Annotated in this window: 19 protein-coding genes; 11 read left to right on the top strand and 8 right to left on the bottom strand. The window is 36.0% G+C overall.

The window, feature by feature from the left end; all coding sequences use genetic code 11:
* Nucleotides 1-7: 7 nt before the first annotated feature.
* The 11 genes from cas7i to ACSSV9_RS02140 all read left to right on the top strand — a co-directional run bounded on the left by cas7i (nt 8) and on the right by ACSSV9_RS02140 (nt 10,413).
* Nucleotides 8-1,117 (top strand): type I-B CRISPR-associated protein Cas7/Cst2/DevR, encoded by a 1,110-nt coding sequence (gene cas7i, locus ACSSV9_RS02190; protein WP_437345575.1) that lies wholly within the window; start codon nt 8-10, stop codon nt 1,115-1,117.
* Nucleotides 1,098-1,916, top strand: coding sequence for a type I-B CRISPR-associated protein Cas5b (gene cas5b / locus ACSSV9_RS02185; RefSeq protein ID WP_437345574.1), 819 nt, complete (start codon nt 1,098-1,100; stop codon nt 1,914-1,916). Before cas7i ends, cas5b begins: the two co-directional genes overlap by 20 nt.
* The gene (gene cas3, locus ACSSV9_RS02180; protein ID WP_437345573.1) at nt 1,903-4,578 is read left to right on the top strand and encodes a CRISPR-associated helicase Cas3'; all 2,676 of its coding nucleotides are present in this window, start codon (nt 1,903-1,905) and stop codon (nt 4,576-4,578) included. The genes cas5b and cas3 overlap by 14 nt, the downstream gene beginning before the upstream one ends.
* Before the next feature lie 74 nt (nt 4,579-4,652).
* Nucleotides 4,653-5,147, top strand: coding sequence for a CRISPR-associated protein Cas4 (gene cas4 / locus ACSSV9_RS02175; RefSeq protein ID WP_437345572.1), 495 nt, complete (start codon nt 4,653-4,655; stop codon nt 5,145-5,147).
* Nucleotides 5,148-5,475: 328 nt separating this feature from the next.
* Nucleotides 5,476-6,564, top strand: a complete 1,089-nt coding sequence (gene cas1b, locus ACSSV9_RS02170; protein WP_437345571.1) for a type I-B CRISPR-associated endonuclease Cas1b — start codon at nt 5,476-5,478, stop codon at nt 6,562-6,564.
* A 1-nt stretch (nt 6,565) separates the two neighbouring features.
* Entirely contained in the window at nt 6,566-6,829 is a 264-nt protein-coding gene (gene cas2, locus ACSSV9_RS02165) for a CRISPR-associated endonuclease Cas2 (protein WP_437345570.1), read from the top strand.
* 1,075 nt (nt 6,830-7,904) lie between these two features.
* A complete protein-coding gene (locus tag ACSSV9_RS02160) occupies nt 7,905-8,090 on the top strand; it encodes a hypothetical protein (protein ID WP_437345569.1) in 186 nt (61 codons plus the stop codon).
* Entirely contained in the window at nt 8,069-8,293 is a 225-nt protein-coding gene (locus ACSSV9_RS02155) for a hypothetical protein (RefSeq protein ID WP_437345568.1), read from the top strand. Before ACSSV9_RS02160 ends, ACSSV9_RS02155 begins: the two co-directional genes overlap by 22 nt.
* A 411-nt stretch (nt 8,294-8,704) precedes the next feature.
* On the top strand, nt 8,705-8,944 hold the full coding sequence (locus ACSSV9_RS02150) for a septation protein SpoVG family protein (protein ID WP_437345567.1): 240 nt from the start codon (nt 8,705-8,707) through the stop codon (nt 8,942-8,944).
* A gap of 564 nt (nt 8,945-9,508) precedes the next feature.
* On the top strand, nt 9,509-10,180 hold the full coding sequence (locus tag ACSSV9_RS02145) for a class I SAM-dependent methyltransferase (protein ID WP_437345566.1): 672 nt from the start codon (nt 9,509-9,511) through the stop codon (nt 10,178-10,180).
* On the top strand, nt 10,177-10,413 hold the full coding sequence (locus ACSSV9_RS02140; protein ID WP_437345565.1) for a YkoF family thiamine/hydroxymethylpyrimidine-binding protein: 237 nt from the start codon (nt 10,177-10,179) through the stop codon (nt 10,411-10,413). Before ACSSV9_RS02145 ends, ACSSV9_RS02140 begins: the two co-directional genes overlap by 4 nt.
* A gap of 39 nt (nt 10,414-10,452) precedes the next feature.
* On the opposite strand, the gene ACSSV9_RS02135 is transcribed toward ACSSV9_RS02140, so the two are convergent.
* From ACSSV9_RS02135 to pepT, 8 genes are all read right to left on the bottom strand, one after another.
* Nucleotides 10,453-10,944, bottom strand: coding sequence for a heavy metal-binding domain-containing protein (locus tag ACSSV9_RS02135; protein WP_437345564.1), 492 nt, complete (start codon nt 10,942-10,944; stop codon nt 10,453-10,455).
* A gap of 275 nt (nt 10,945-11,219) precedes the next feature.
* Nucleotides 11,220-14,399 carry an efflux RND transporter permease subunit gene (locus ACSSV9_RS02130; RefSeq protein ID WP_437345563.1) on the bottom strand — a complete coding sequence of 1,060 codons (3,180 nt, stop codon included), beginning with the start codon at nt 14,397-14,399 and terminating at the stop codon, nt 11,220-11,222.
* A gap of 14 nt (nt 14,400-14,413) precedes the next feature.
* A complete protein-coding gene (locus ACSSV9_RS02125; protein WP_437345562.1) occupies nt 14,414-16,096 on the bottom strand; it encodes an efflux RND transporter periplasmic adaptor subunit in 1,683 nt (560 codons plus the stop codon).
* Nucleotides 16,096-17,370 (bottom strand): TolC family protein, encoded by a 1,275-nt coding sequence (locus ACSSV9_RS02120; protein WP_437345561.1) that lies wholly within the window; start codon nt 17,368-17,370, stop codon nt 16,096-16,098. Before ACSSV9_RS02120 ends, ACSSV9_RS02125 begins: the two co-directional genes overlap by 1 nt.
* Nucleotides 17,371-17,693: 323 nt before the next feature.
* Nucleotides 17,694-19,766, bottom strand: a complete 2,073-nt coding sequence (locus tag ACSSV9_RS02115) for a carboxy terminal-processing peptidase (protein WP_437345560.1) — start codon at nt 19,764-19,766, stop codon at nt 17,694-17,696.
* 54 nt (nt 19,767-19,820) lie between these two features.
* On the bottom strand, nt 19,821-21,497 hold the full coding sequence (locus ACSSV9_RS02110) for an AMP-binding protein (protein WP_437345559.1): 1,677 nt from the start codon (nt 21,495-21,497) through the stop codon (nt 19,821-19,823).
* 59 nt (nt 21,498-21,556) lie between these two features.
* Nucleotides 21,557-22,405: a cation diffusion facilitator family transporter gene (locus ACSSV9_RS02105; RefSeq protein ID WP_437345558.1), complete on the bottom strand. Its 849-nt coding sequence runs from the start codon at nt 22,403-22,405 to the stop codon at nt 21,557-21,559.
* A 62-nt stretch (nt 22,406-22,467) separates the two neighbouring features.
* Entirely contained in the window at nt 22,468-23,718 is a 1,251-nt protein-coding gene (gene pepT, locus ACSSV9_RS02100) for a peptidase T (RefSeq protein WP_437345557.1), read from the bottom strand.
* Nucleotides 23,719-23,963 lie beyond the last annotated feature (245 nt).

Genomic DNA, 23,963 nt, shown 5'->3' with positions numbered 1-23,963 from the left:
TTATAAAATGAAAAACGTAACGTTAACAATGATATTTGAAGGTTCGGCTTTGAACCGCGACGAAAAAGTTGGCGGTAATATTCTTTCAATTAAAAAAATGAATGTAAACGGCGAAATTAAATCTTACATAAGCAAGCCTGCTATCAGACATTATTTGTTTGATACGGTGAATAAGAAATATGAATGGGAAAAAACAAACGTATTATTTGGGAAAAAGGATATTATTCAATTTGACATAACGCAATCTGATATTATATCAAGTCCTGAATTAAATGCTTTCGGTTATATGTATACAATAAGTGAACAAGGTGCAATTACAAGGAAAAGCCCTATTGGAATTACAAAAGCTGTCTCTATATTTAGTTATGGGCAAGATTTAGCATTCTATGGTAATCATGATTTAGTATCTAGAGCATTAAACCAAGGTATTAAAGCATCAGGTAATAAGTATCCAGCCCCAGATCCTTATAATAAAGAAGAACATACATCATTGTATAAAGTGAGTTTTTCAATAGATGAAAAGTTATTTGGATTTGATACCTGGATTATTGATAAAAAGCCTCAATACAACAATAATGAATTATTGATAAAAATAGTTGATAAACAAAAAAGAATTAGATGTAGAAAAGACAGCAATGATGAAAACCTTTATTTTATTGAGAAAGAAGAAAACTCTTCAAGAATAGAAATAGGAAGAATTATAACTGAACAAATTAACCCAAACACATATAAGATAAAATTTGTTCTAGCTGAAAACACAAAAAAGGAAAGGATACAACAAATATTAAATGCAATTAAAAATGGTCTCCATTCGCAATCCAGCGGTGAGGCTAATACAATTGTTCCCTTATTTATAATTGCCAGCGGTGTAACAATTCCTTCACCAATTTTTCATTCGTACATTGATGTTAAAAGAGAAGATGGACAATTTAAGGTCATAGGTATAAAAGATTGTTTAGAAAATGGTTGGATTGATAGTAAGGTATATCTTAAATGTAGTGAAAGGATTCCCGTTAATATTCAAGATAATAACATTACATATGATTGGGAAGAATTTCTTAAAGAAGTGGGACTTTTAAACGGTAATGAGGCAGAAAATGCATCTGCTGAGAATTAGGATTTATCAACCGAATGCACATTATAGACTGCCATTTGCATATCAGAGGAGGCAAACTTATCCCTTGCCTCCTTATTCAACGGTAATCGGATTTCTTATTAATGCACTCGGGATATGGGACCAAAGAGATAATTTTTATAATGAAGGGATAAAGAATCTCAAAATCTCACTGGCGGGAAAATTTGATAGCAAGATAACAGAATATGTTTGGTTTAGAAATATGAGTAAAAAAGCGCATAATTCAAGATTTCACTATCCGGGAAATAGAGTAAATAATGGAACAGTTGAACACCCGGGTGGACAATCCCCAATGCGAATTGATGTATTGAATGATGTCCATTTGCTTCTTTATTTAGGACACGAAAGTATTGACGTACTCAAAAGAATTGGTGAGGAACTTTCTGATCCTGCAAACAGATTAGAAATCCTTCATCTCGGTCGAGCTGAAGACTGGATTGTTCTGGAAGAAGAACCAAAATTACTCGACGATTCCCAGATAGTATACGAACATAATGGTGGTAACTTTAATCATTTCTTTTGGATCCCTCAGAAATTTTATATTCATGAAAACGAGATATGGAAACAGATCGATTATGATGGTTTCGAAGGATTATTATATAATCTTCCCACATTTAGCACAATTGAAGGCTATGAAGATAATTATAACCGTCACGGTAGAAGAACTTTCGATTATGTAAAAACGAAATTAAATGATGGATTAATTATAGGTCATAAATTGATGATAGATAAAGAATTAACCTTACCATTTTTTTTAGGTGATCTAAATGGAAGTAACTGATTATAAAATCTGGGCAAAAAGTCCATCAAAGGACAAAGAAAAAGGAATTTCGCTAAACAAGCACATAAAAGATATTCAAGATAATATTGACAAACTAAGGCCATACATTAAAGATGATAATCTCTATGAATTGATAAAGATTTCAGTGCTGCTTCACGATATAGGCAAAGCATTGCCATATTTTCAAATTAGAAGCGTTGGTAACAGAAATTATAAGCCATTCGAAGTGACAACAAACCTACCGCATTCAATCTTCTCATTGTTCTTAGTCAATAAAAAGTATTTAAAAGAATTGATTGAAGGTTACTATCAGCAAAAAGCAGATGAGTACACTCAATTTGTTTTGTCTGCGGTTGCATATCATCATTGGCGGAATAATTTTGAAGAAGTAGTGCGATATTCAAACAACGACCTTGAAAAACTATTGAATTCTAATTTGATAAATGAAATAATAGAAAATCTTAAAGAAGATTTGGAAGATATTTTCAGAGGTAAAACCGACTTAATTCAATTCGATGAAATAATGGCAAAGGAAATACTCAATGGTGCACAAATACAGAATTATGCAATACCTCCTTACAATTTATACTGGCTACCAATGCGACTTTCTTTTGAAAAGGTGAACCTAACTGATTGGGTTAAAATTGCCGGCTTTTTGATGCGATGTGACCACTTTGCTTCATTTTGCGAAAGCGAAAATAACTATGAATTACAAATTGAAATTCCAGGATTGGAGTATATCAAGATTAAGGAAAAAATTACAACAAGCATTGGTGAAAAATTAAGTAATGGTGCTACTGTCAATCTCTGGCAAGCCGAACTAATTGAGCAGAATGATCTTAAGAACAAAAATGTTATCCTTATTGCTCCAACGGGAAGCGGGAAAACTGAATTTTCATTCCTCTGGTCAAATGGCGAAAAAACTTTTTATACTCTGCCGTTACGTTCTGCAGTTAATCAAATATTTAAGCGATCTCAAGTTTTATTTGATGATGAAAAGGTTGAAAGAACTGGTTTATTACACTCAGATGCAGATGTATATTTACTGGGCGATGGTAATGAAACGGAAAATCTGGAATCATACAGTATGGCAAGACAACTGAGCTATCCATTTATGGTTTCTACGGGCGACCAGTTTTTTCCTTATGCATTGAGACCTCCATCCTACGAAAGAATTTATGCTACGTTTTCATATTCACGCCTGGTTGTAGACGAAGTACAGGCTTACGACCCAAAAGCAGCGGCAATAATTGTAAAGTATTTAGAGGATATTCATAAAATGGGAGGAAAGTTTTTACTGGTTACAGCTACTTTGCCTTCTTTTATTAAACAAGAATTAGAAAAAAGAATAAAAAAAGAAAATGAGGAACGCCCGGATTTTGAGTTGGTTGATTATTATGAACAAAATGAAACTTACGCACATATTAAAAAACATAAGCTGGCTTTTATCAGAGAAGAACATAATGAGAAAGAATATCAATTCTCAAATGAGTTAATAAGGGGCATGGTTGCTAAAGCTAAAGAAAATAACGGACAAAGAGTGCTGGTTGTTGTTAACACGGTTAAACTTGCAGTAGATACATTCAATGAGCTACACAAACTAATTGAAAAAGAAAATAATTTTTATCTTGAATTGCTTCATTCCAGATTGACCTTTAATATTCGTCAGGAAAAAGAGAAGAGAATTGAAAGGGAATTTTCAAATCCCAAGCCCGAAAATGAAAAAATGCCAAAGATTGTTGTTGCTACTCAAGTAGTTGAAGCATCACTCGATTTAGATGCCGATATTCTTTTCACTGAACTTGCCCCTCTTGATTCACTTATTCAAAGAATGGGTAGAGTTTTACGTCGTTATAAAACTGAATCTCCAAGCTCTCTGGAAAGCCCTAATGTTTTCATAACTATTTTTGAAAACGGAATTGAATCCGGTGGACATAAAGTTTATTCAAATGATTTGGTCGAGATTACTTTAAAATTACTTTCAAATTCAGTTGATGACTCAAAAAAAGATTGGCTCGACAATAATGGTTACTATAAGAAAAAATCTAATGATTGGCGAAATGTAAAAACAGTAGATCAGTTTTTTAAAAAAATAAAAAATATGGACGATGATAACTTTTTATTATCAGAGAAAAAGAAAAGGGACTTGGTGGATGAATTATATGATAAAAAATGGTTTGCTGTGTCAGAAAGTTATTTGTCCGAATTTTACAAAACCCTTGATATTCTCGATGCTGGATTTATGGCAGAAAGAAAAGAAGAAGCGCATCGTATCTTCAGAGAAATTTCAAACATTATAGTTATTCCTATGTCGAGTTTAGAAGAACTTAAAAATGCGTTAATAGTTTTCTTTGAGAATAATTCGGAGGAAAAAAATCTTTATGTCAGATTCAAGAAAGAGATACTAAATAAATATGTTTTAAATGTTCCGTTCAACAAATGGAAATATGATACTATTAGATTTAGAGAAGACATTCGACTAAGTTATTGGTTAGAAACTTGTGAAAATGACTTTTCAAAGTCACAAATTAACTTATTAAAAAAGTGGTGTAAGAATATATTTATAGTTGAAGTGAAATATGATGATAATGTAAAAGTGGAATATGATGATAATGTAGGGATATACGATTATGATTTTCCTGAGTATAGTTCATTTATATAAAAGTAGTTTAATAATCTTTGTAATCTAAAAAACCTTGCAACTATAAAATCTTGCACTATTTTTAAAGGTCATTAATGACAGGTACACAAATATCTTATTATTTCCTTTGTCCTCGTAAACTATGGCTTTTCTCTCGTAATATCGAAATGGAACAAACGAGTGACTCTGTTGCTATTGGTAAGTTCATCTCTGATTCTACATATCAACGCGAAAAACACGAGATACACATTTCCGACGATGAAGATGATATTGTACTGGACTTTTATGACGCCAAGACTAAAACCATACATGAAGTAAAAAAGTCAGATAAAATGGAAGAAACTCACATATGGCAGGTCAAATTCTATATTTATGTACTTGAGAAAAGGGGCATTAGTAACATTACAGGAGAAATCGATTATCCCAAGCTAAAGCAGAGAATAAGAGTAGAATTGAGTGACGACGACAGAAAGAAACTTAAAGAAATTCGAGAAGATGTAAGAAAAATAATAGAACGGAGCGCTCCACCTGATATTATCAATAAGCCATTTTGCAAACAGTGCGCATATTATGATTTGTGCTATGTGTGATTAATGAATTAAAAAATTACAAGATTAACAAGATTACAAAATTCGGGTGATTATACGATTATAAAATTACTGGATTGTTGAATTGTTACAAATTTTATAAAAAATATGTTAAGGGTAAATGGTTAGAGCATTTGAGGAATTGAAAGTGTGACAAGATGCAAGGGCTTTTGTAAAATCAATTTACGATTTAACTGACTTGCCAAATTTTAATTTTATAAAATATTTAAAAACTTATAATGATAAAAAAAATCAAAGCACCATTTAAAATTTAATTACACCAAATGAATATTCAATAATCTTGCAATCTTAAATAATCATCGAAAGAAAAATGAAACGAAACTACTACATCTTCAGCAGTGGCAAATTAATCCGCAAAGACAATACGTTATATTTTGAACCAGGCGAATTGTCAGAGGCGGAAGAAGATAGTCATTCAGATGAGATCGAAGTAGAAGACGAATCTATAACTGAAAAGGAAATCGAAGAAAGAGAACCGGTAAAGTTGCCCCGTAAACCGATACCTGTAGAAGATATCGATTCGATCTATTGCTATGGTGAATTAAAATTCAATACTAAATTTCTAAACTTCCTTGCGCAAAAAGAAATTATACTACATCTTTTTAATTATTACGGATATTATACCTCGTCGTTTTATCCGCGCGAGCCGTACCTGTCGGGTAAACTATTGGTAGAACAGGTTAAAAAGCATATTGACAGAAATGAACGATTGAATATTGCTAAAAAATTTATTCTGGGTGCGGCAGAAAATATTAAAAAGAATTTGCAGTATTACAACAGCCGTGATAAAGATCTTTCATATTTTATTGAAAAGGCCGACGAAACAATTCGTAGAATCCCCGATTGTAACGATATTCAGGAGCTTATGGGAATTGAAGGGAATTTAAGGTCAGAATATTATATGTCCTGGAATTTAATAATTAATCCTACGATTAATTTTACAAAGAGAGAAAAGCACCCGCCTACAAATCCAATAAATGCACTAATATCTTTCGGGAATGCGTTGGTTTATACGGTTGTATTGGGTGAAATCTATCGGACGCAGTTAAATCCATTGATAAGTTATCTACATGAATCTGGAGAAAGAAGATTTTCACTGGCACTGGATATAGCCGAAGTATTCAAGCCTTTACTGGCAGACAGAATTATTTTTTCTTTGCTTAATAAAAATCAAATTCAGGAAAAACATTTCAGTAAAGAACTCAATCAGTGCTATTTAATAGACGAAGGAAGAAAAATATATCTTAAAGAATTTGACGAAAGATTAAAAACCACTATTAAACATAGGCAGCTTAAAAGGAGTGTAAGTTATCGGCATTTGATTAGGTTAGAATGCTATAAATTAATAAAGCACATATTAGGTGAAAAGGAATATAAACCATTTACTATATGGTGGTAAGATGTATGTCATTGTAGTATACGATGCAGCTCCCAAAAGGGGAACAAAATTGATGAAATACCTACGGCGTTATTTAAACTGGGTACAAAATTCAGTTTTTGAAGGAGAAATTACAGAGAGCGAATTTGAAATTTTGAAGCATGGTATAAAGGAAATTATCAACGATAAAAATGATAGCGTAATTTATTACCGATTTGACGCCCAGAATTATCATGAGAGGGGGATAATTGGGGTTGAGAAAAATGAGATTGATTCTTTTATTTAGATTAAAATTTACGAGAAGTTATGAATGGAATTTAGTTGAATTATATAAAGTCGTCGACCCCCTGGGATTTTTACATTATTATAGGACGACGACAAAAAGTAAAAAAAATGTTTGCAAAATAAACTAAAAATGAGGATATTTAGGGAGTCTTAATCGAACCCCGTCAAAGACGGGCGAAAATGTGGTATGCATTTTGTGCATCTTCGGGTTTGTCTTAATCGAACCCCGTCAAAGACGGGCAGGTCCGTCAGAGTCGGACAGGTATAATAGAATTGCCCCGCCTATGGCGGGGGTCGTCGTTCATACCGCTTAAGGAGCGAGACTCACTCCGAAAATCGAAAGGTCCGACGAGTCACGTAACGACGTGACGAGTCGTCCCGCCAACGGCGGGATTAATCGAACTATAGTAGAATTGAAATTTCAGATATTGCAGCGTCTCTTCTATATATTCCTCATGGTCTTAATCGAACCCCGTCAAAGACGGGCGAGTCCGTCAGAGTCGGACAGGTATAATAGAATTGCCCCCGCCAACGGCGGGGGTCGTCGTTCGTCCCGCTTAAAGAGCGGGACTCACTCCGAAAATCGAAAGGTCCGACGAGTCATGTAATGACGGGATTAATCGAATCCGTCTTAGTCGGGCAGGTCCGTCAGAGTCGGACAGGTATAGTAGAATTGTCCACGCCTATGGCGGGGGTCGTCGTTCGTCCCGCTTAAAGAGCGGGACGAACTCCGAAAATTGGGTGGTCCGACGAGTCACTTAAGAAGGGAATTAATATAACTATTGTGAAAAACTATTGTGAAAATGAATAGCTCAGAAGTACACGATTCTGGAATTTATATAAAAACGACATTCGAAGTGATAAGATGTAGTGTAGACAAAAAGTGTGTTATTAAAAGGAAAGTAGTTTGAATTAAAGTCTGAAAGATAAAGCAAACAAAAGCTGGCATATCAATAAAGAAGTAATAATCAAAGTAAACAAATAGCATTTGTGAAAAAAAAATTATTTGCCCTTCAAAATTTGCAGTCTAAATACAAAAACTTATAAATTTACTCCCCACAAAAATCGAGGTAAAAATGTCTGATTACGTTATCAAGCAGTTAAATAATTTATTAAATACCTGGATTAAAAGTGAAGACGGAACAGGTGTTTACAAATATGTAGGTGGATACTGGGAGTTACTTTTACCACTATTTAAGAAATACACTCCCGAAGGGATCAAGATGTATCAAAATTTAATATGCGAAGAATTTTCCCTGTAAACGACAGAATTAAAGAAATGTTAGACAGTGGCGACGAAGAAACTAATGTAAGGAACGCTATTGAATATATGAATCAAAGAATCGATGATATGTATACTCCCAACGACTATCATTATTATTACGATGAAGAAACGGACGAGGATATTCCTTATCTTCCTAACACATACATCGATATTGACGAACACTACGGAAGAGAATTTTGAAATTACTTACGTATGATTTCTTTTTCTAAAGAAAGTCTGACATAATGAAATTGTAGCATTCTAACACACCAAAAATGTGTATTAAATGCACTTTTCATAAGCGGATATGTACCATAAAGGGCAGTCATCTAAAATTATTTTACAAGTAACTATGTCTTCTTTTTTTTAAAATTCAGGGGCGCCAGAAATTAAAATTGCTTAAAATCAATTCACTAACTCTAATTCTCCTTTTATTCAGTATGTTTGATTAAATACTCTCTTACATTTGTAATTATGTAGACAAAAATTAAAAAAATAATTATCTTGATTTGCAAAAGAAGGGCAGATGGTACAATATGAAGCTACTTGTTAACTCGCTTCAAGTTTTTATCCTTTCTTATAAATAATTAATCATCATAATTAGGAGCAAAAATGAAAATAGTAAGAATGAATAAGGTTCAAAGCGGAGGTAAAACTGCTGCCTTTTTCGATATTCAAACAGATGAAGAAATTGTTATAAAAGGGTTCCGTCTCGTTAGCGGGTCGAATGGGCTGTTTGTATCCGCTCCAAACGAAAAAGGAAAAGACGGTAAGTATTACGATACAGTAATATTGCCAAAGGAATTAAAACGTGAACTCGAAAAACTTGCTCTGAATGAATACAATAAGTAAAAGAACTTGAATTATATAATACGTTCAAAGGTTACTAATAGTTTGTCTTGTTTGTATTTAAAGCTGATTGTGTGAAATTGAAACAGGATTAATCGATTTACATGTTTACAAAATTGAGTCGAAAGCAGCTCTGGGAAAGACAGGAAAAATGAGGCAGTCTGAATAATTAATGAAATTGTAATTTATTGCTCCCAAATAAAAAAGCAATAAAAATTTCAAACTGGTGATTATCGACATTGCAGAAGAAAAACTCGATACACATAATGGTTTACACTTCGTCAAATAAATTATAAGAATTCATACGTAACTCAAAAAGATTACTATTTCATGAACCGATGCGAAGATGTCGGTTCACTTAATGATTTTACAAGAGTACTATTGTAAAAGCGGAGATTTTTAGAAATTTTTTGTAGTATTTAATGACGTAATTTGTTTATCGATTAAATTAACGATTTTGTTTGGTTTACGCGTTTGCTAATTCATTTAGTTTATCCTTGTTTATTGTGCGAGAATAAGATGAATCAAAAAGATAGAATATTTATTTATATCTAGGATAGAAATCAAATGGCAATATTTGATACAGAAGCGGATAATTACGACCAATGGTACGAAACGCCGCTGGGCAATTTTGTTGATCGTCTTGAAAGACGAGCCATCTTTTCGCTCCTTAATGCGACAAAGGGTGAAAGTATAATCGATGTCGGTTGCGGCACGGGTAATTATTCGCTCGAATTAGCTGCATTGGGCTGCAATGTAACAGGTGTAGATAATTCTAAAAAAATGATTGACATTGCCATTGAAAAAGCTCGATATCGTAATTTAAAAGTGAATTTTTTATTTGCCGATGTTACCAAATTGCCTTTTGAGGACGATCTTTTTGATGCGGCTGTTTGCGTGGCTGCGGTTGAATTTTTTGATAATTGGCAAAAAGGAGTCAATGAAATATTCAGAGTTGTTAAACCCGGCGGTAAAATTGTAATCGGATTTATAAATAAAAATAGCAACTGGGGTGAACTTTATCAGTCGAATTACTTCAAGGAAAACACAGTTTTTAAATATGCCAGATTACTTGGTATCGACGAAATCCGCTCGATTCATACTGGCGAACTGATTGATATTAAAGAAACATTATATACTCCACCTGACGAAAACGAACCATCTCTTGAAAAAGAAAAAATTTATTCAAATAAAAACAAACCAGGATTCATTGCAGCGTTATGGAAGAAAAAATTATGACTTGCGAAATTGCATTTATACCTCTTGGTTCTGAAGATTACATCGCCGATGTTGAACGTGTTCTTGAAATTATAAGAAAAAGCGATCTTGAATTTAAGATAGGCGAAATGTCGACTTTAGTAAAAGGTGAGGCAAATAAAATATTTTCTTTATTAAAAAACATCTTTGACAGCGAATATGATAAAACAAAATTTATAATTTCTGTTAGAATGTCTAACGTATGTGGTTGTTAAAAAGCCCGTCACTCTTGATTGTGACGGGCTTTCTCTCAATTATTTTGCTTCTTTCTTTTTCATTTCGATCTTTTCTTTTGACCTGCTCAGGTTTTGTTGAGCTTTCTCAACAGAAACTTCCGTTAATTTCATACCGCATGCAGGACATTCGCCGGCCGCGTCCGAAATTTCATTGGCGCACATATTACACTGGAATACTTTACCATCTTTATTTTTATCCAAGTCCTTAGCAGACTTCATTTCCATTTTATGATGGTGAGCTTCATCTTTTGCACAAATTGCCTTGTGCAATTCGTCGACAGTCATTTCGTGCAATTCGCCTCCGCATTTAGAACACTTTTCGGCTTCATCCTGATAAACTTCACATTTTGGACAGGCAAATACTTTACCATCCATGTTTGCGTCGGTCTTTTGGATCTTTTCGACCATCATTTGACATTTTGCTTCGTGATTCTCCTTTTTATCCTGAGCTTGAATGCCCATTGTATATACCGTTATTAAAATAATCAAAGCTGATTTGAGGGTTTTCATAATTTACTCCTTTTTATATTTGTTAATTGATAATTTACTTTATTATACGCAACCGATTTATCCCAGAATAATTTTATTCTAAATAACAAAAAATTCCTGAACAACGTTTACGGCTTCTGCGCAAGGATATAAACGGGCAGCAAAATTAGCCGATAACATTTTATAAAGCAATATTCTTAAAAAATTAATTTTATACGCTGTTTTAAAAATTTGACTTTGCGAACAGGCGCTTTAAAATTATACCAAAAGATAACTCTTTCATTATGAAATTATTATCAATCATTTGACAGATATGTAAGATTGTTTTTGATAATTTCTCTTTTCTTGATTGAATAGTAGATAGCTGGATAAACTGTCAATTCCATTATCATGCTCGTGATAATTCCACCGACCATCGGTGCGGCAATTCTTTTCATAACGTCTGAGCCGGTACCAATGCCAATGATAATTGGCAACAAGCCAAGCAGTGTTGTAAGCACCGTCATCATTTTGGGACGAATTCTTTTGACGGCCCCTTCAAAGATCGAATTTCTAAGGTCGGTAAGTGAATTCATCATTCCTTCCTTTTTATATTTTTCATACGCCAGATCGAGATATAGCAACATTATAACGCCAGTTTCGGCGTCTACTCCCAGCAGCGCTATAATGCCCACCCAAACAGCAACGCTCAAATTATAACCTGCGAGGTACAAGTACCAGATAGCTCCAACCATCGAAAAAGGAAGTGCCAGTAAGACCACTCCAGTTTTCCAGGCTGATTTAGTATTCATATACAAAAGCACGATAACAATTAAAAGCGTAAGCGGCACTACCATCATCAAGTGTCTAGACGACCTTTCCATGTACTCATATTGTCCCGACCATTTTATCGAGTAATCTGCTGGCAATTGTAATTTTTTCCCGAGTATTTCTTTTGCTTGTTTAATATAAGTACCTATATCGGCATCTTGATTCAAGTCAATATAAACCCAGGTGTTGGGTCGTGCATTTTCGGATTTTATACTTGCCGGTCCCTTTTTAATTTCAATTTGGCCCAGTTCTTCTAGTGGGACGTTTCCTCCAGAGGGGAGAGGAACAAGAACTCGTCTTAAAGCTTCGATATTTTCACGATAGTCTCTCAAATAGCGAAGATTTACCGGGTATCTTTCGAGACCTTCGACAGTTTTTGTTATATTCATTCCGCCTACAGCCGACATAAAAACGTCTTGGACATCAGCCACCGAGAGCCCATAGCGTGCAATAGAATTTCGATCTATTTTGAAGTCAATATAATTACCTCCTACAGATCTTTCGGCATAAACAGAACGAGTTCCTGGTATCGTTCTGGCGATCGATTCTATTTTTTTTCCAATCTCTTCAAGTTTATTTAAGTCGGGTCCAGCCACTTTAATTCCTACAGGTGTTTTAAAGCCAGTTGATAACATATCAATGCGTGTTTTGATAGGCATAGTCCAGGCATTTGTTAGTCCGGGAATTTGTATGGCTGTGTTAAGTTCTTCTATCAATTTATCGGGAGTCATCCCTTTTCGCCATTGATTCTGTGGTTTTAACCTGATTGTTGTTTCTATCATCGTAAGTGGTGCGGGATCTGTTGCAGTTTCGGCTCGTCCAATTTTACCAAATACTGATTCTACTTCTGGAAACGACTTGATAATTTTATCGGTCTGTTGTAATAGCTCGCGAGCTTTCGTTATTGATATTCCTGGTAAAGTTGTGGGCATATAGAGCAAGTCGCCCTCATATAAAGGCGGCATGAATTCGGAACCTAATTTTGAATAAGGATAAATTGTAAGTAAAATTAATATTAATGCAGTCGATATTACCCACCATCTTTTACGTATAACAAAGTCTACAATAGGATGATAAATTTTGATTAGGATTTTCGTAATCGGATTATCTTCTTCCTTACGCATTCGCCCACGCACAAAATAGCCGAGCAAAATTGGAACAATAGTAACTGCTAAAATTGCCGCCCCTGCCATTGCATAAGTTTTGGTAAATGCCAGCGGCTTAAATAATCTTCCTTCTTGCTGTTCAAGCGTAAAGACTGGCAGAAATGAGATGGTAATTACTAAAAGAGAATAAAAGATAGAAGGACCCACCTCTTTAGCAGAATCGGCAATTATTTTCCAGTGTGGTCTTTGTTTTTCTGGCGGCTTGTCGTATTCTTCTGATAGATGTTTGGCAGCATTTTCTACTAGTACAATCGAAGCATCTACCATTGCTCCTATGGCAATTGCAATACCACCAAGCGACATTATATTGGCATTGATACCCTGTAATTTCATAATTATAAAAGAGAGTAGAACAGCAGTGGGTAATGTAAATATAGCTACGAATGAACTGCGGATATGAAGAAGAAAAGCAATTATAACTAGGGCAACAATAAGTGTTTCTTCCAGCAATTTCCCTTTTAGATTGTCAATGGCGCTGTAGATTAGCGATGAACGGTCGTATGCAGTTTCGATTTTAACATCATCGGGCAAAGATTTTTTTAACTCTTCGAGTCGTTCTTTTACTCTGTTGATTACAGTAAGCGCATCTTCGCCATAGCGGAGTACAATTATTCCTCCTACAGTTTCTCCTTCACCGTTCCAGTCAGCAAGCCCTCTTCGTAGTTCCGGACCAATATTAATTGTAGCTACATCTTTGAGGTAAACAGGCGTTCCTGTGTTGGGCGATACTCCTATCGAAATATTTTTAAGGTCGTCAATACTTTTTATATAGCCTAAACCTCTTACCATAAATTCGGTTTCGCCCATTTCAATTAGTCTGCCACCTACGTCATTATTACTTCTCTGTATAGCCGTTCTAATTTTTTGGAGTGGGATATTATAAGCAGCAAGTTTTGTCGGGTCTACATTAACCTGGTACTGTTTAACATATCCACCAATGCTTGCAACTTCTGAGACGCCCGGTATCGACGAAAGTTCGTATTTGAGGAAAAAGTCCTGTATCGACCTGAGTTCCTGTAGACTTCTTTTATCGGAATTAAGAACATACTGATAGACCCAGCCGAGGCCTGTAGCATCGGGTCCTAATTGAGGTGAAACTCCTTGAGGCAGTGTATTGCTGAGACTAGAAAGATATTCTAATACTCTGCTTCTTGCCCAATAAATGTCGGTGCCGTCTTCAAATATTATATACACCATCGAGAATCCGAAAAATGAATATCCGCGTACGTCCTTAGCATAAGGCACTGAAAGCATTTTTGTTGTAAGTGGATAAGTTACTTGATCTTCAACGATGCGTGGACCCTGTCCGGGGTATTCGGTATAGATAATTACCTGAACGTCGCTCAAATCGGGAAGGGCGTCTATTTTGGTGTTTACTATAGACCAAACTCCTCCTAAGATTAGAGCCACAGTGAAAAGAATAACAAGAAACTTATTATTCAAAGACCATTCTATTAATTTGGCAATTAAACCTTCTTTTTGTTTTTCATCGGTATACATCAGAAGCTCCTTATTTACTTAACCTGGAAACCGTGTTCGATTAAATTTTGTTTAGCTTCTCTGATTGTTACTTCGGATAAATACATATTACAAATCGGGCATCTCCCCGGTTCGTCCGAGATTACGTTCCAGTCCATTAAATCCTGATATACTTTCCCGTCTTTGTTCTTGTCGATTGCAGTTAAATCAATAATGCCTTCCCGAATGATCGATTCGGTCTTCTTCTCGTTCTTTATATCGACATTTTTCAAATTATCATTCGAGTGAAAATTGTGTACAGCGTCGCTCTTCATATTGTGAGAAGTTGTGGTATCATGTGAAGAATTGATTTCTTCGGAAGTTCCGGAAGTAAATTGATTTACTGCCGCTCGAAGATTGCTTTCCGAATCGATGAGGAACTGAGCAGATGTAACAATTGTAGTTCCTTCGGTTAAACCATGGAGAACCTGATAATAACCGTCTGAATATCCTCCGAGTTTTATCTCCTGCGGTTTGAATTTACCTTCTCCCAGTGCAATAATAACAATATCTTTTTTGCCGCTGCGAATTACTGCATTTTCGGGAACTACGGGTTTAACACCCAGGTCCTTGCCGTATATTGTGACATTTGCAAGCATTGCGGGTTTTAACAAGTCGTTTTTATTTGGGATATCAATTCTAAGTTTTGCTGTTCTTGTTTTGGGTTCTACAGTCGGATAGATAAAGCTTATTTTACCTGTAAATGTTTTATCCGGCAAAAAATTAAAACGGATCTCAGCTTTTGAGCCTAACTGAATTTTTGAAAGTTCGTATTCGTATATATCGGCAGTCAACCACAAAAGCGAAAGGTCCGAAATGTGCAGCAACGGCATCCCGGGCATAACTTTTTGTCCCTCAAGTATATTCTTTGAAATTACGGTTCCGTTTTTTTGAGCGTAAAGAGTTGCATAGGTTTTAACTTCTTTTGTCTCTATGAGTTTTTTTATGTCGGAGTCGGATATTTCCAGAAGCTGTAATTTCCTGATTGCATTCTTGATGAGCATATCCCCGCTATCAAGGATGTCATTAATGTCGGTATTGCTTACGGCTTTTTTATATGCGATTGCGGATAATAATTCCTGCTGAGCTGCAACAAGTTCGGGCGAATAGATGTCCATTAACCTGTCGCCTTTGTTTACTTTTTGTCCTGTGTAATTAATATATAGTTTATCAATCCATCCGTTGACCCTTGTCGTCACAATATAATCGGTTTGCTCGTTTGTAGTAAGAATTCCGTTTGTAACGACTATGTTCGAGAGTTTCATCGATTTTACTTTTTCGGTCTTAACGTTCATGTTCTGAACGACGGCGGGGTCTATTGTAACAATACCTGATGAACCAGCTTCGTCTTCATAAACCGGAACCAGTTCCATGCCCATTTTCGATTTGCCGGGATGGTCATAAATTTCGTTCGGGTCCATCGGAGCGCGCCAATAGAGAATTTTCCTTTCGCCAGTCGTTTTGCCCGTTCCTTTTTTGGGGACTAATTTCATTCCGCATATCGGGCAGTTGCCCGGCTCTTCCATAATTATCTCAGGATGCATTCCGCAGGTCCATAGTTGTTTCATCTCCGTTTTATTTCCCGTTATTTGAATACTCTCTTTTGTTGCAAACAGAAAATATCCGGCAGCTGATATTCCAAGCGCAATTAATACGATTATAATTGTTTTCTTGTTCATCAGAATTGCTCCTTATTGATTCTTTTGCCGATTAAAAATTCGAGTTGCGATATTTCCTTAAAGAAATTAGTTCTTATTCTGCAGAGATTGGTTTCAATTTCATAAACTTTATTTTGTGCGTCGAGTACGTTGATAAAATCAATTTCGCCAACCTGATAATTTGCAACTGCCGCATTTAACGATTGAATTGCTTGTGGTAGCAATCCGTCTTCGATCAATTTTTCTCTTTCTTTGAACTCGTTTAGTCTTGCTAACGAATTACCGAAATTTTTATAGAGAGTTTGAAGTGCGAGATTGTACTGATCGGTATAAAGTTGTTGCATTAATTTCGCTTCTTCTACTTTAGAGGATTTCTTTCCGCCGTAATCGAGGGGAATATTCAGACCGACTACAAAAGACAGAAAATCGTTTAATGCAATATTTGACGGCGCAAGTTTATCGCGTTGCGAATATTGAATTGCAAAGTTGAAGTTCGGATAGAATTCATATTCAGACAATTTTTCCATTAGTTCAGATTTTTCTTTTGCCAGAAGAATTCCTTTTAAAAAAGGTCTGTTTTCTCTGGCAATTTCAACCAATTTGTTAAAATCGATTCTTAAATGTTTAATGTCAGGAATAGTGTCCGTTTCGATTGGAGATGTGGGTTCTTTTAACAACAGCGAATTTAACGCAGTTAGAGCAGAGTTCTCCATACTTTTCAACTCTTCGATTTTGTCGTTGATTTTTGTTATCTCCACTTCAATTTGTATCAGGTTTTGTTGACTGGCTTTCGAAACGGCATATTTTGTTCTAACTACCTCGGCAATTTGAGCGAGCAGATTTTTGCTCTTATTTGCAATGCGGATGGCTTCGCGATAGAATCGAAGGTCGTAATAATATTTTTGGACTTCGTTGATGATTTCATTTATTGCATCGTCAATTTCCTGCTGATTAATTTCCACGTCCTGTGCCTGCACTCTTTCTGCTGCGTTTAATTTGCCCGGGAAAGGTACGGCTTGACTCAGTCCGATTATTTTAGACGTCATCGGTTCCTGTGAGAATTTAAATGAATTAACCGGAAGATTCATAGCTCCGAATGTAAGCATCGGGTCAGGCAGATTGGAAACCTGTGGTATTTTTGATTCCGATATGTTTTGTTTGACACGCAGCATTTTCAGTTTGGGGCTTACCCGTATTGCCCGTTCGATTAGATTTTCGAGATTTGAATCGTAGGATTGAGCGGCAAGAGGATAAGTAAATAATAGTAAAATAAAAAGCAATTTGGTTTTTGTCATAACAATTTTTCCGTAGTTATTTTTTACCGATTTTTATTAGCATTCGGCACAATACTGCAACCATTAGAATGTACAACAGTATTAAAGAGAGTTGTATGTATTGATCGTCAATCATAGATAGGTATGATTACAAAAGACGTGCCGTAGTGAATTGAGTTAAAACGAACGAAAAACGAAATGCTTGATGAAATGTTTTTTAAGGAATTTAAATTCTTTTAAATATTTTTAATAGATGTGCAATAGAAATGAATTAAATTGATATGATAAAGCGCTCTCCCGATATTAGTCAATAGATTAGAATTAGTATCGGGAAAGCGCACATGTTAACCTACTTTGGTTAATATAAAGTCTGCTAAAATTCTGCCGGTTTCTTTCAATTCGTAGTCTTTAATCCATGAGTCTTTTGAAGAAGTTTCGTCCTTTTCTTTAATATCGATGCCAAGTAATTTTGCTTTCTCTTCGTCCCTTCTTTTTTTCTCGGCGTCGGCTTTTTCTTTTTCAGCTTTTCTTTCTTCAAGATTCAAAGTAAAAAGTTTCTTTTCTCTTTTCTTTTTGAATTCCCTTATATCATCGAGGAGGAATTGATATTCCGGGTCATTTTGTGCACGCTTTTCGTGTTTTTCTTCCAGAAGCGGAATTAAACTCGTCAAATTATCGTACGGGTCGTATGGCAGGGGATTGATTGTGTCGTACGGTAACGCTCTGTCGTAAGCGCTTTCGCCGAATTCTTTTGATTCGTATAGAGATGGGAAATTGATATCAGGTTCGACACCTTTGTTTTGAGTAGAATTGCCTGTAATGCGATAAAACTTGGCAATTGTTAATTTCAGTTTGCCCAGTTTTTTGTCTTTAATCGGAATTTGGCTGTTCAAGTCGAGCAAGTTTTGAACGGTGCCCTTGCCGAAAGTATTTTCTCCTATTACAAGCCCGCGCCCGTAGTCCTGAATTGCACCCGATAGAATCTCGGAAGCCGATGCGCTGAATCGATTGACAAGTACTGCCAGAGGACCATCGTAATAAATTGCCGAATCGCGATCGCTGTTTACCTCGACTATGTTCATAATATTTTTTACCTGAACCACTGGACCAGCTTTTATAAATAAACCCGTAAGATTAATTGCTTCCTGAAGGGAACCACCACCGTTATTTCTTAAATCGAGAATTACACCGTCTACTTTTTCTTTCTTAAATTCATCGAGTATTTTTTTAACGTCGCGTGTAGTACTTCGGTAATCTTGCAATCCTTTCTGTTGTGCTTCGAAGTCGCTATAAAATGATGGAAGTTTAATAACGCCCAGTTTGAAATTCGATCCATCTTCTTCGATGTTAATAATTTCACTTTTGGCAGCCTGCTCTTCGAGTTTAACTTCGTCGCGCACAATTTTAATTTCTGTGGGTTGCGCATTGCTTCCGTCTTCAGCCTTAAGAATCGATAGACGCACCAGTGTACCTTTCTTACCGCGTATTAATTTAATTACATCATCGAGGCGCCAGCCAACAACATCGACCATTTCACCATCTTCGCCCTGAGCCACTCCGATTATTTTATCCTCAGCATGCAGTTGACCGCTTTTATCTGCAGGACCACCAGGCACAATGCTAACTACTACTGTATAATCATAATCCTGGCGAAGAGTAGCGCCAATTCCTTCGAGCGAAAGCTTCATACTGATATCGAAATTATCAGAAGCCGAAGGCGATAAGTAATCTGAATGCGGATCGTAAACCTGAGTTACTGAATTCATGAAGACGGAAAACACGTCTTCGGATTCGTATTGAAGAATGATTTTGTGATAGTTCCGGTAACGCTTCAACAAAACATCAACTGCACCCTCCCAGTTTTTACCCGATAGGATTAAATTCAATGCGTCGTTTTTTAAACGAAGTCTCCATAACTCGTCTAATTCTTCTTCTGTTTCAGCCCACTCAGCGCTATCTCTATCGGGTTGAAAGTATTCATCTTCAGTGAAATCGAATTCGTGCTGGAGAATTTTTTCAACGTATTTTACGCGTTCACCTAATCTTTTTTTATAGAGATTGAATATTTCAAATGGAACTGTCAGATCGCCTGTCTCAAGATAGTTGTCGAATTCGTGACGATATTTCTCAAATTGATTTATCTCTTTTTTTAGAAAATAGAGTTTAGAATTGTCCAGATTTTTTATGTACTGGTCGAATATGAGGGATGAAAGAGTATCTGAAAGTGGCTCTTTGCGAAAGTGGTAACGGCTGAGAATTCTTGTTATTACCTGAGCGACTCTTGCATTTGTTTCTTCCGGAAGAATTACTCTCGATGAATCGATTGAATGGTTTTTCTTAATTACTTCTTCTAAATTTTGTGCGTTGACAGAGCCGACAAGCAATATAAAACTGAGTAACAGAGTTAATTTTTTCATTGAATAGTCCGAATTATTTGGTATTAATACATTGACAAATTAAAATAGTTTCTATTATGTGTAGAGATATCTTTTGATTTTTTGAGTAGGTGTTTTTTCAAATGGTTCCAGTTGCTCTATAATTTTATTTAATTGTGAAAATTTATTAACGCGCAAATTAACGTTTGTTAAAATGTCATTCAATAATTTCTGAATGAATTGTCGCGATTGAGAGTCGTCCATGTCTTTAGTTTCTTTATCGATAACGTCGTAGTTAAGAAAGACACGCGCTATCAATTGACCATTATTTTCGACAACAAGCGATTCCAGCACATAAGTCGATTCGTTTATTAGTGATTCGATTTCTTCGGGATAAATGTTTTTTCCGTTTGGACCGATAATTACATTTTTAGAACGACCTTTAATAAAGAGATAACCTTCCTCGTCGATAAATCCGAGGTCGCCACTTCTGAACCATCCATCTTCCGTAAACACTTCTTTTGTTTTTTCTAAATCTTTGAAATAACCTTTCATCACATTCGGGCCTTTGATCAGCACTTCGCCTTCTCCTGTTGTCGGGTCAGGATTGTCAATTTTGATACTTACGTTCGGAAGAGCTTTGCCAGCCGACCTGAATTTAACAAGTTCCGGTTTTGTACCGGTTACAAGTGGTGAAGTTTCGGTTAAGCCATAACCTACGGCATAAGGGAACCGCGATTCTTTTAGGAACAACTCGACGTCTGCAGCAAGAGCCGCTCCACCAAGACATAACATCTTCAAATTTCCACCGAATGTTTGCATCAATTTTTTACCTGCAATTGAATTAATCTTTTTTCTGAAATATGATATGCCGTACAATTTCCTCGTAATCATCTTTCTGTTTATTTCGGGCAATACTCTCAACTTATAAATTTTTTCGATAATTAAAGGGACGGCGAGTATAACAGTCGGTTTTACTTTTTGAAGAGCAGGAAGCAGAACTGCTGCTGTTGGTGGTTTCGATAAATATGTTATCGATGCTCCAGCGATGAAGGGCGTTACCAATCCCAATGTCGATTCAATTGTATGGAATAAGGGGAGAATTGAGAGCAGCCTGTCTGTCGAAGTAACTTCTACGATCGATAAAGTGTCGAGTGCATTTGAAACAATATTTTTATGCGTCAGTACAACTCCTTTGGAATGGCCGGTGGTGCCCGAAGTATAAAGTATCAGTGCGGGATTTTCCTCTTCCACTTCGTCAGATAATAAACCAATGAATTTCAAAGCTGCTTCTTTAATTTTTGAAAATTCCCTTTTACCGCTTTTCAATATTTCTTTGAGTAGATCGCTTTTCGTATTAGCCGGTATTATCGAAAAATCGTCAATTAAAATTCGGAGAGTTAAATTATTACTGTCGAAATCTTCTATCTTAGAAAACTGTTTGGACGAAACAAAAATTGCTTTCGATTCTGAATGCCTGAGTACATGTTGTACTTCCGAAGCGGTGAATTCAGTCATAACCGGAACGGCAATTGCGCCCATTGTTGTAATAGCAAAATAAGTAACAGCCCAGTTAGGCTGATTCTCGCTCAATATGGCCACCTTGTCGCCTGCAATAATGCCGTTTGATTTGAGATACGCAGAAATATTTTCGACTTTTTCTTTGAATTTTTGATACGTAATTGGAGGCTGATCGATGTATGATACGGCAGTGTTGTTGCTGTATTTCTCGCAGCTTGAATTTAGTACTTCCAATAAGGTTAGTTTTTTCAATTTTCACACTTCATAATATTGACACAAATAATAACAAAAATTATCGACAAAAATTCAACTTATATGGGGTCGACATGAACGAATACCTTTTGAATTTCATCGAGCTCTTCGAGACTCTGGCGTACTTTATTACCGATGTCGTGAGAAATTGATGTGGGAATATCCTTGTCTACCTCGATGTGGATTTCGATGTGATATTTATCGCCCACGAAGTGGGAACGGAGTTCGTTTATCCCTTTGACACCATGAATTTGCATTGTGATATTTCTCAGTTGAGAGTCAAATTCTGCGGGAGCCGAACGCCCCATCAAGTAATCGATATTTTCCCGGCCTACTTCATAACCGGATTTGAAAATGAACATGGCAACCATTATGCCTGCAATTCCATCAAAATATTCGAGATTGTAAACGCTGCCCCAAAATCCGACTAAAGCAATTGAAGATGCAAGTACGTCGTTAATACTGTCTATCGAGGCTGCTTTGATTGCAGGACTTTTGTATTTTTTACAGATACTTATCTGATATCTGCTCAATATGATTTTTGTAATAATTGTGACAAGAAGAACTATATAAACTTCTGGAATCGGGTTGATCGGGTGAGGTTTTATCAATCTTTTGATCGATTCTTCGACAATATTAATTCCTACTACAAAAGCGAAAACCGCCAGTATAAAAGCAGCAATTGGCTGTGCGGCGTTGTGACCAAATTGATGCTTTGAATCCGGTTTGTCTTTTGAAATTTTGACTGCAATTTTAATTCCAATTGAAACAAGAATATCTGTAAATGAATTAAGTGCTTCTGAAATTACAGCAATTGAATTCGACAATATTCCCACAATTGCTTTGATTAGAAACAGGAAAATATTTATCCCGAGAGTTATGTCAGTTGCACGCTTAAGTTGTTTCATAAGTGTGTAGTAATTTATAAAATAATGCCGCTGAGTTCGGACAGCGGCAGTTCAAGCAAAAATTACGATTTTTCTGCCCATATTTGTGCAAGTGTAACGATCATTTTGACAGCGGCTTCAATATCCTGAACGGCAACATATTCTGTATATGCGTGAAAATTATGTCCGCCAGCAAAAAGATTTGGAGTAGGAAGTCCCATATAACTCAGGCGTGCACCGTCTGTACCGCCTCTGATGGCAGATTTAATCGGTTTTATGCCGAGTCGATTCAAAGCTTCAATTGCGTATGCTTCAACCTGTGGATGCTGGTCCAAAATGTATTTCATGTTCCGGTATTGTTCAATTACTTCAAAATCGTATGAAGAACCTGGAAAATTGGCAACAGCTTTTTCTGCCAGTTCTTTGAGGAGGGATTCATATTCTTCTAATTTCTCTGCTTCAAAATCGCGAATAATAAATTTTACTACTGTTTCAGTTTCATTGCCTGTTACGGAAGTCGGGTGTACGTAGCCTTCCCGTTTTTCAGTGGTCTCGGGTGAGAGATATGTTTTCGGCAGCATATCGATGAAATTGGCTGCAATTTTAATTGCATTTATCATTTTGTTTTTTGCGTAGCCGGGGTGCACATTTTTGCCGTGGAATTTAACAACTACAGCGTCGGCGCTGAATGTCTCGGTTTCAACTTCGCCACGAGTCGAGCCGTCGATTGTGTAAGCGTAATTTGCACCGAATTTTTTAACGTCGAATTTTTCTGTACCTCGCCCCACTTCTTCGTCGGGAGTAAAACATACCCTAATTTTGCCGTGTTTAATTTCTGGGTGCTCAATTAAGTAATTCATTGCATCTATTATTTCGGCAATGCCGGCTTTGTCGTCGGCACCCAGAAGTGTTGCGCCATCGCTTGTTATAATGTCGAAGCCTATCATGTTCTTCAACTCTGGATTTTCTTCGGCTTTAATTACTTTCGTAGTGTCGCCTGGCAAAATAATATCTCCACCCTGATAATTTTTATGAATCACCGGTTTAACATCTTTTCCACTTACTGCTGGAGAAGTATCGACATGCGCAATAAATCCGATTACCGGTATGTCTTTGTCGATATTGGAAGGGAGAGTAGCCATTACATAACCGTACTCGTCCATTTCAACGTCTTGCATACCAATATCTTTCAATTCTTCAACCAAGAGCTTTGAAAGTTCGAGTTGTTTCTTATCGCTCGGAAATGTGGTCGATTCTTCGTTTGATGTAGTTTCGATTTTAACGTATTTCAAAAAGCGGTCGACTGCGGTGAATTTGTAGTTCTCGTCAAACATTTTAAAACCTCATCCGTTTTTCATTGAAATTTGAACACTAAGTTAAAAGAAATTTTTTCAAAAAACGAGTTTATAACAAAAACAATTATCGACTAAAACAAAAAGTTCAATTCAGGAAAAAGTATCCCATCGACTTATTATTATAATAACGCTTGATTATAAATATGATAATTGACAGATCGTCCCTGTTTTAAAAGATGCTTCTATTGCGTTTTAACCCATACTGAAATTGGTATTTAATTTGA

This window comes from Melioribacter sulfuriphilus, assembly GCF_051488685.1.
Lineage (GTDB): Bacteria > Bacteroidota > Ignavibacteria > Ignavibacteriales > Melioribacteraceae > Melioribacter.
The sequence above is the reverse complement of the archived record's forward strand: the minus strand, read 5'-3'. Positions and strand labels throughout refer to the sequence as shown.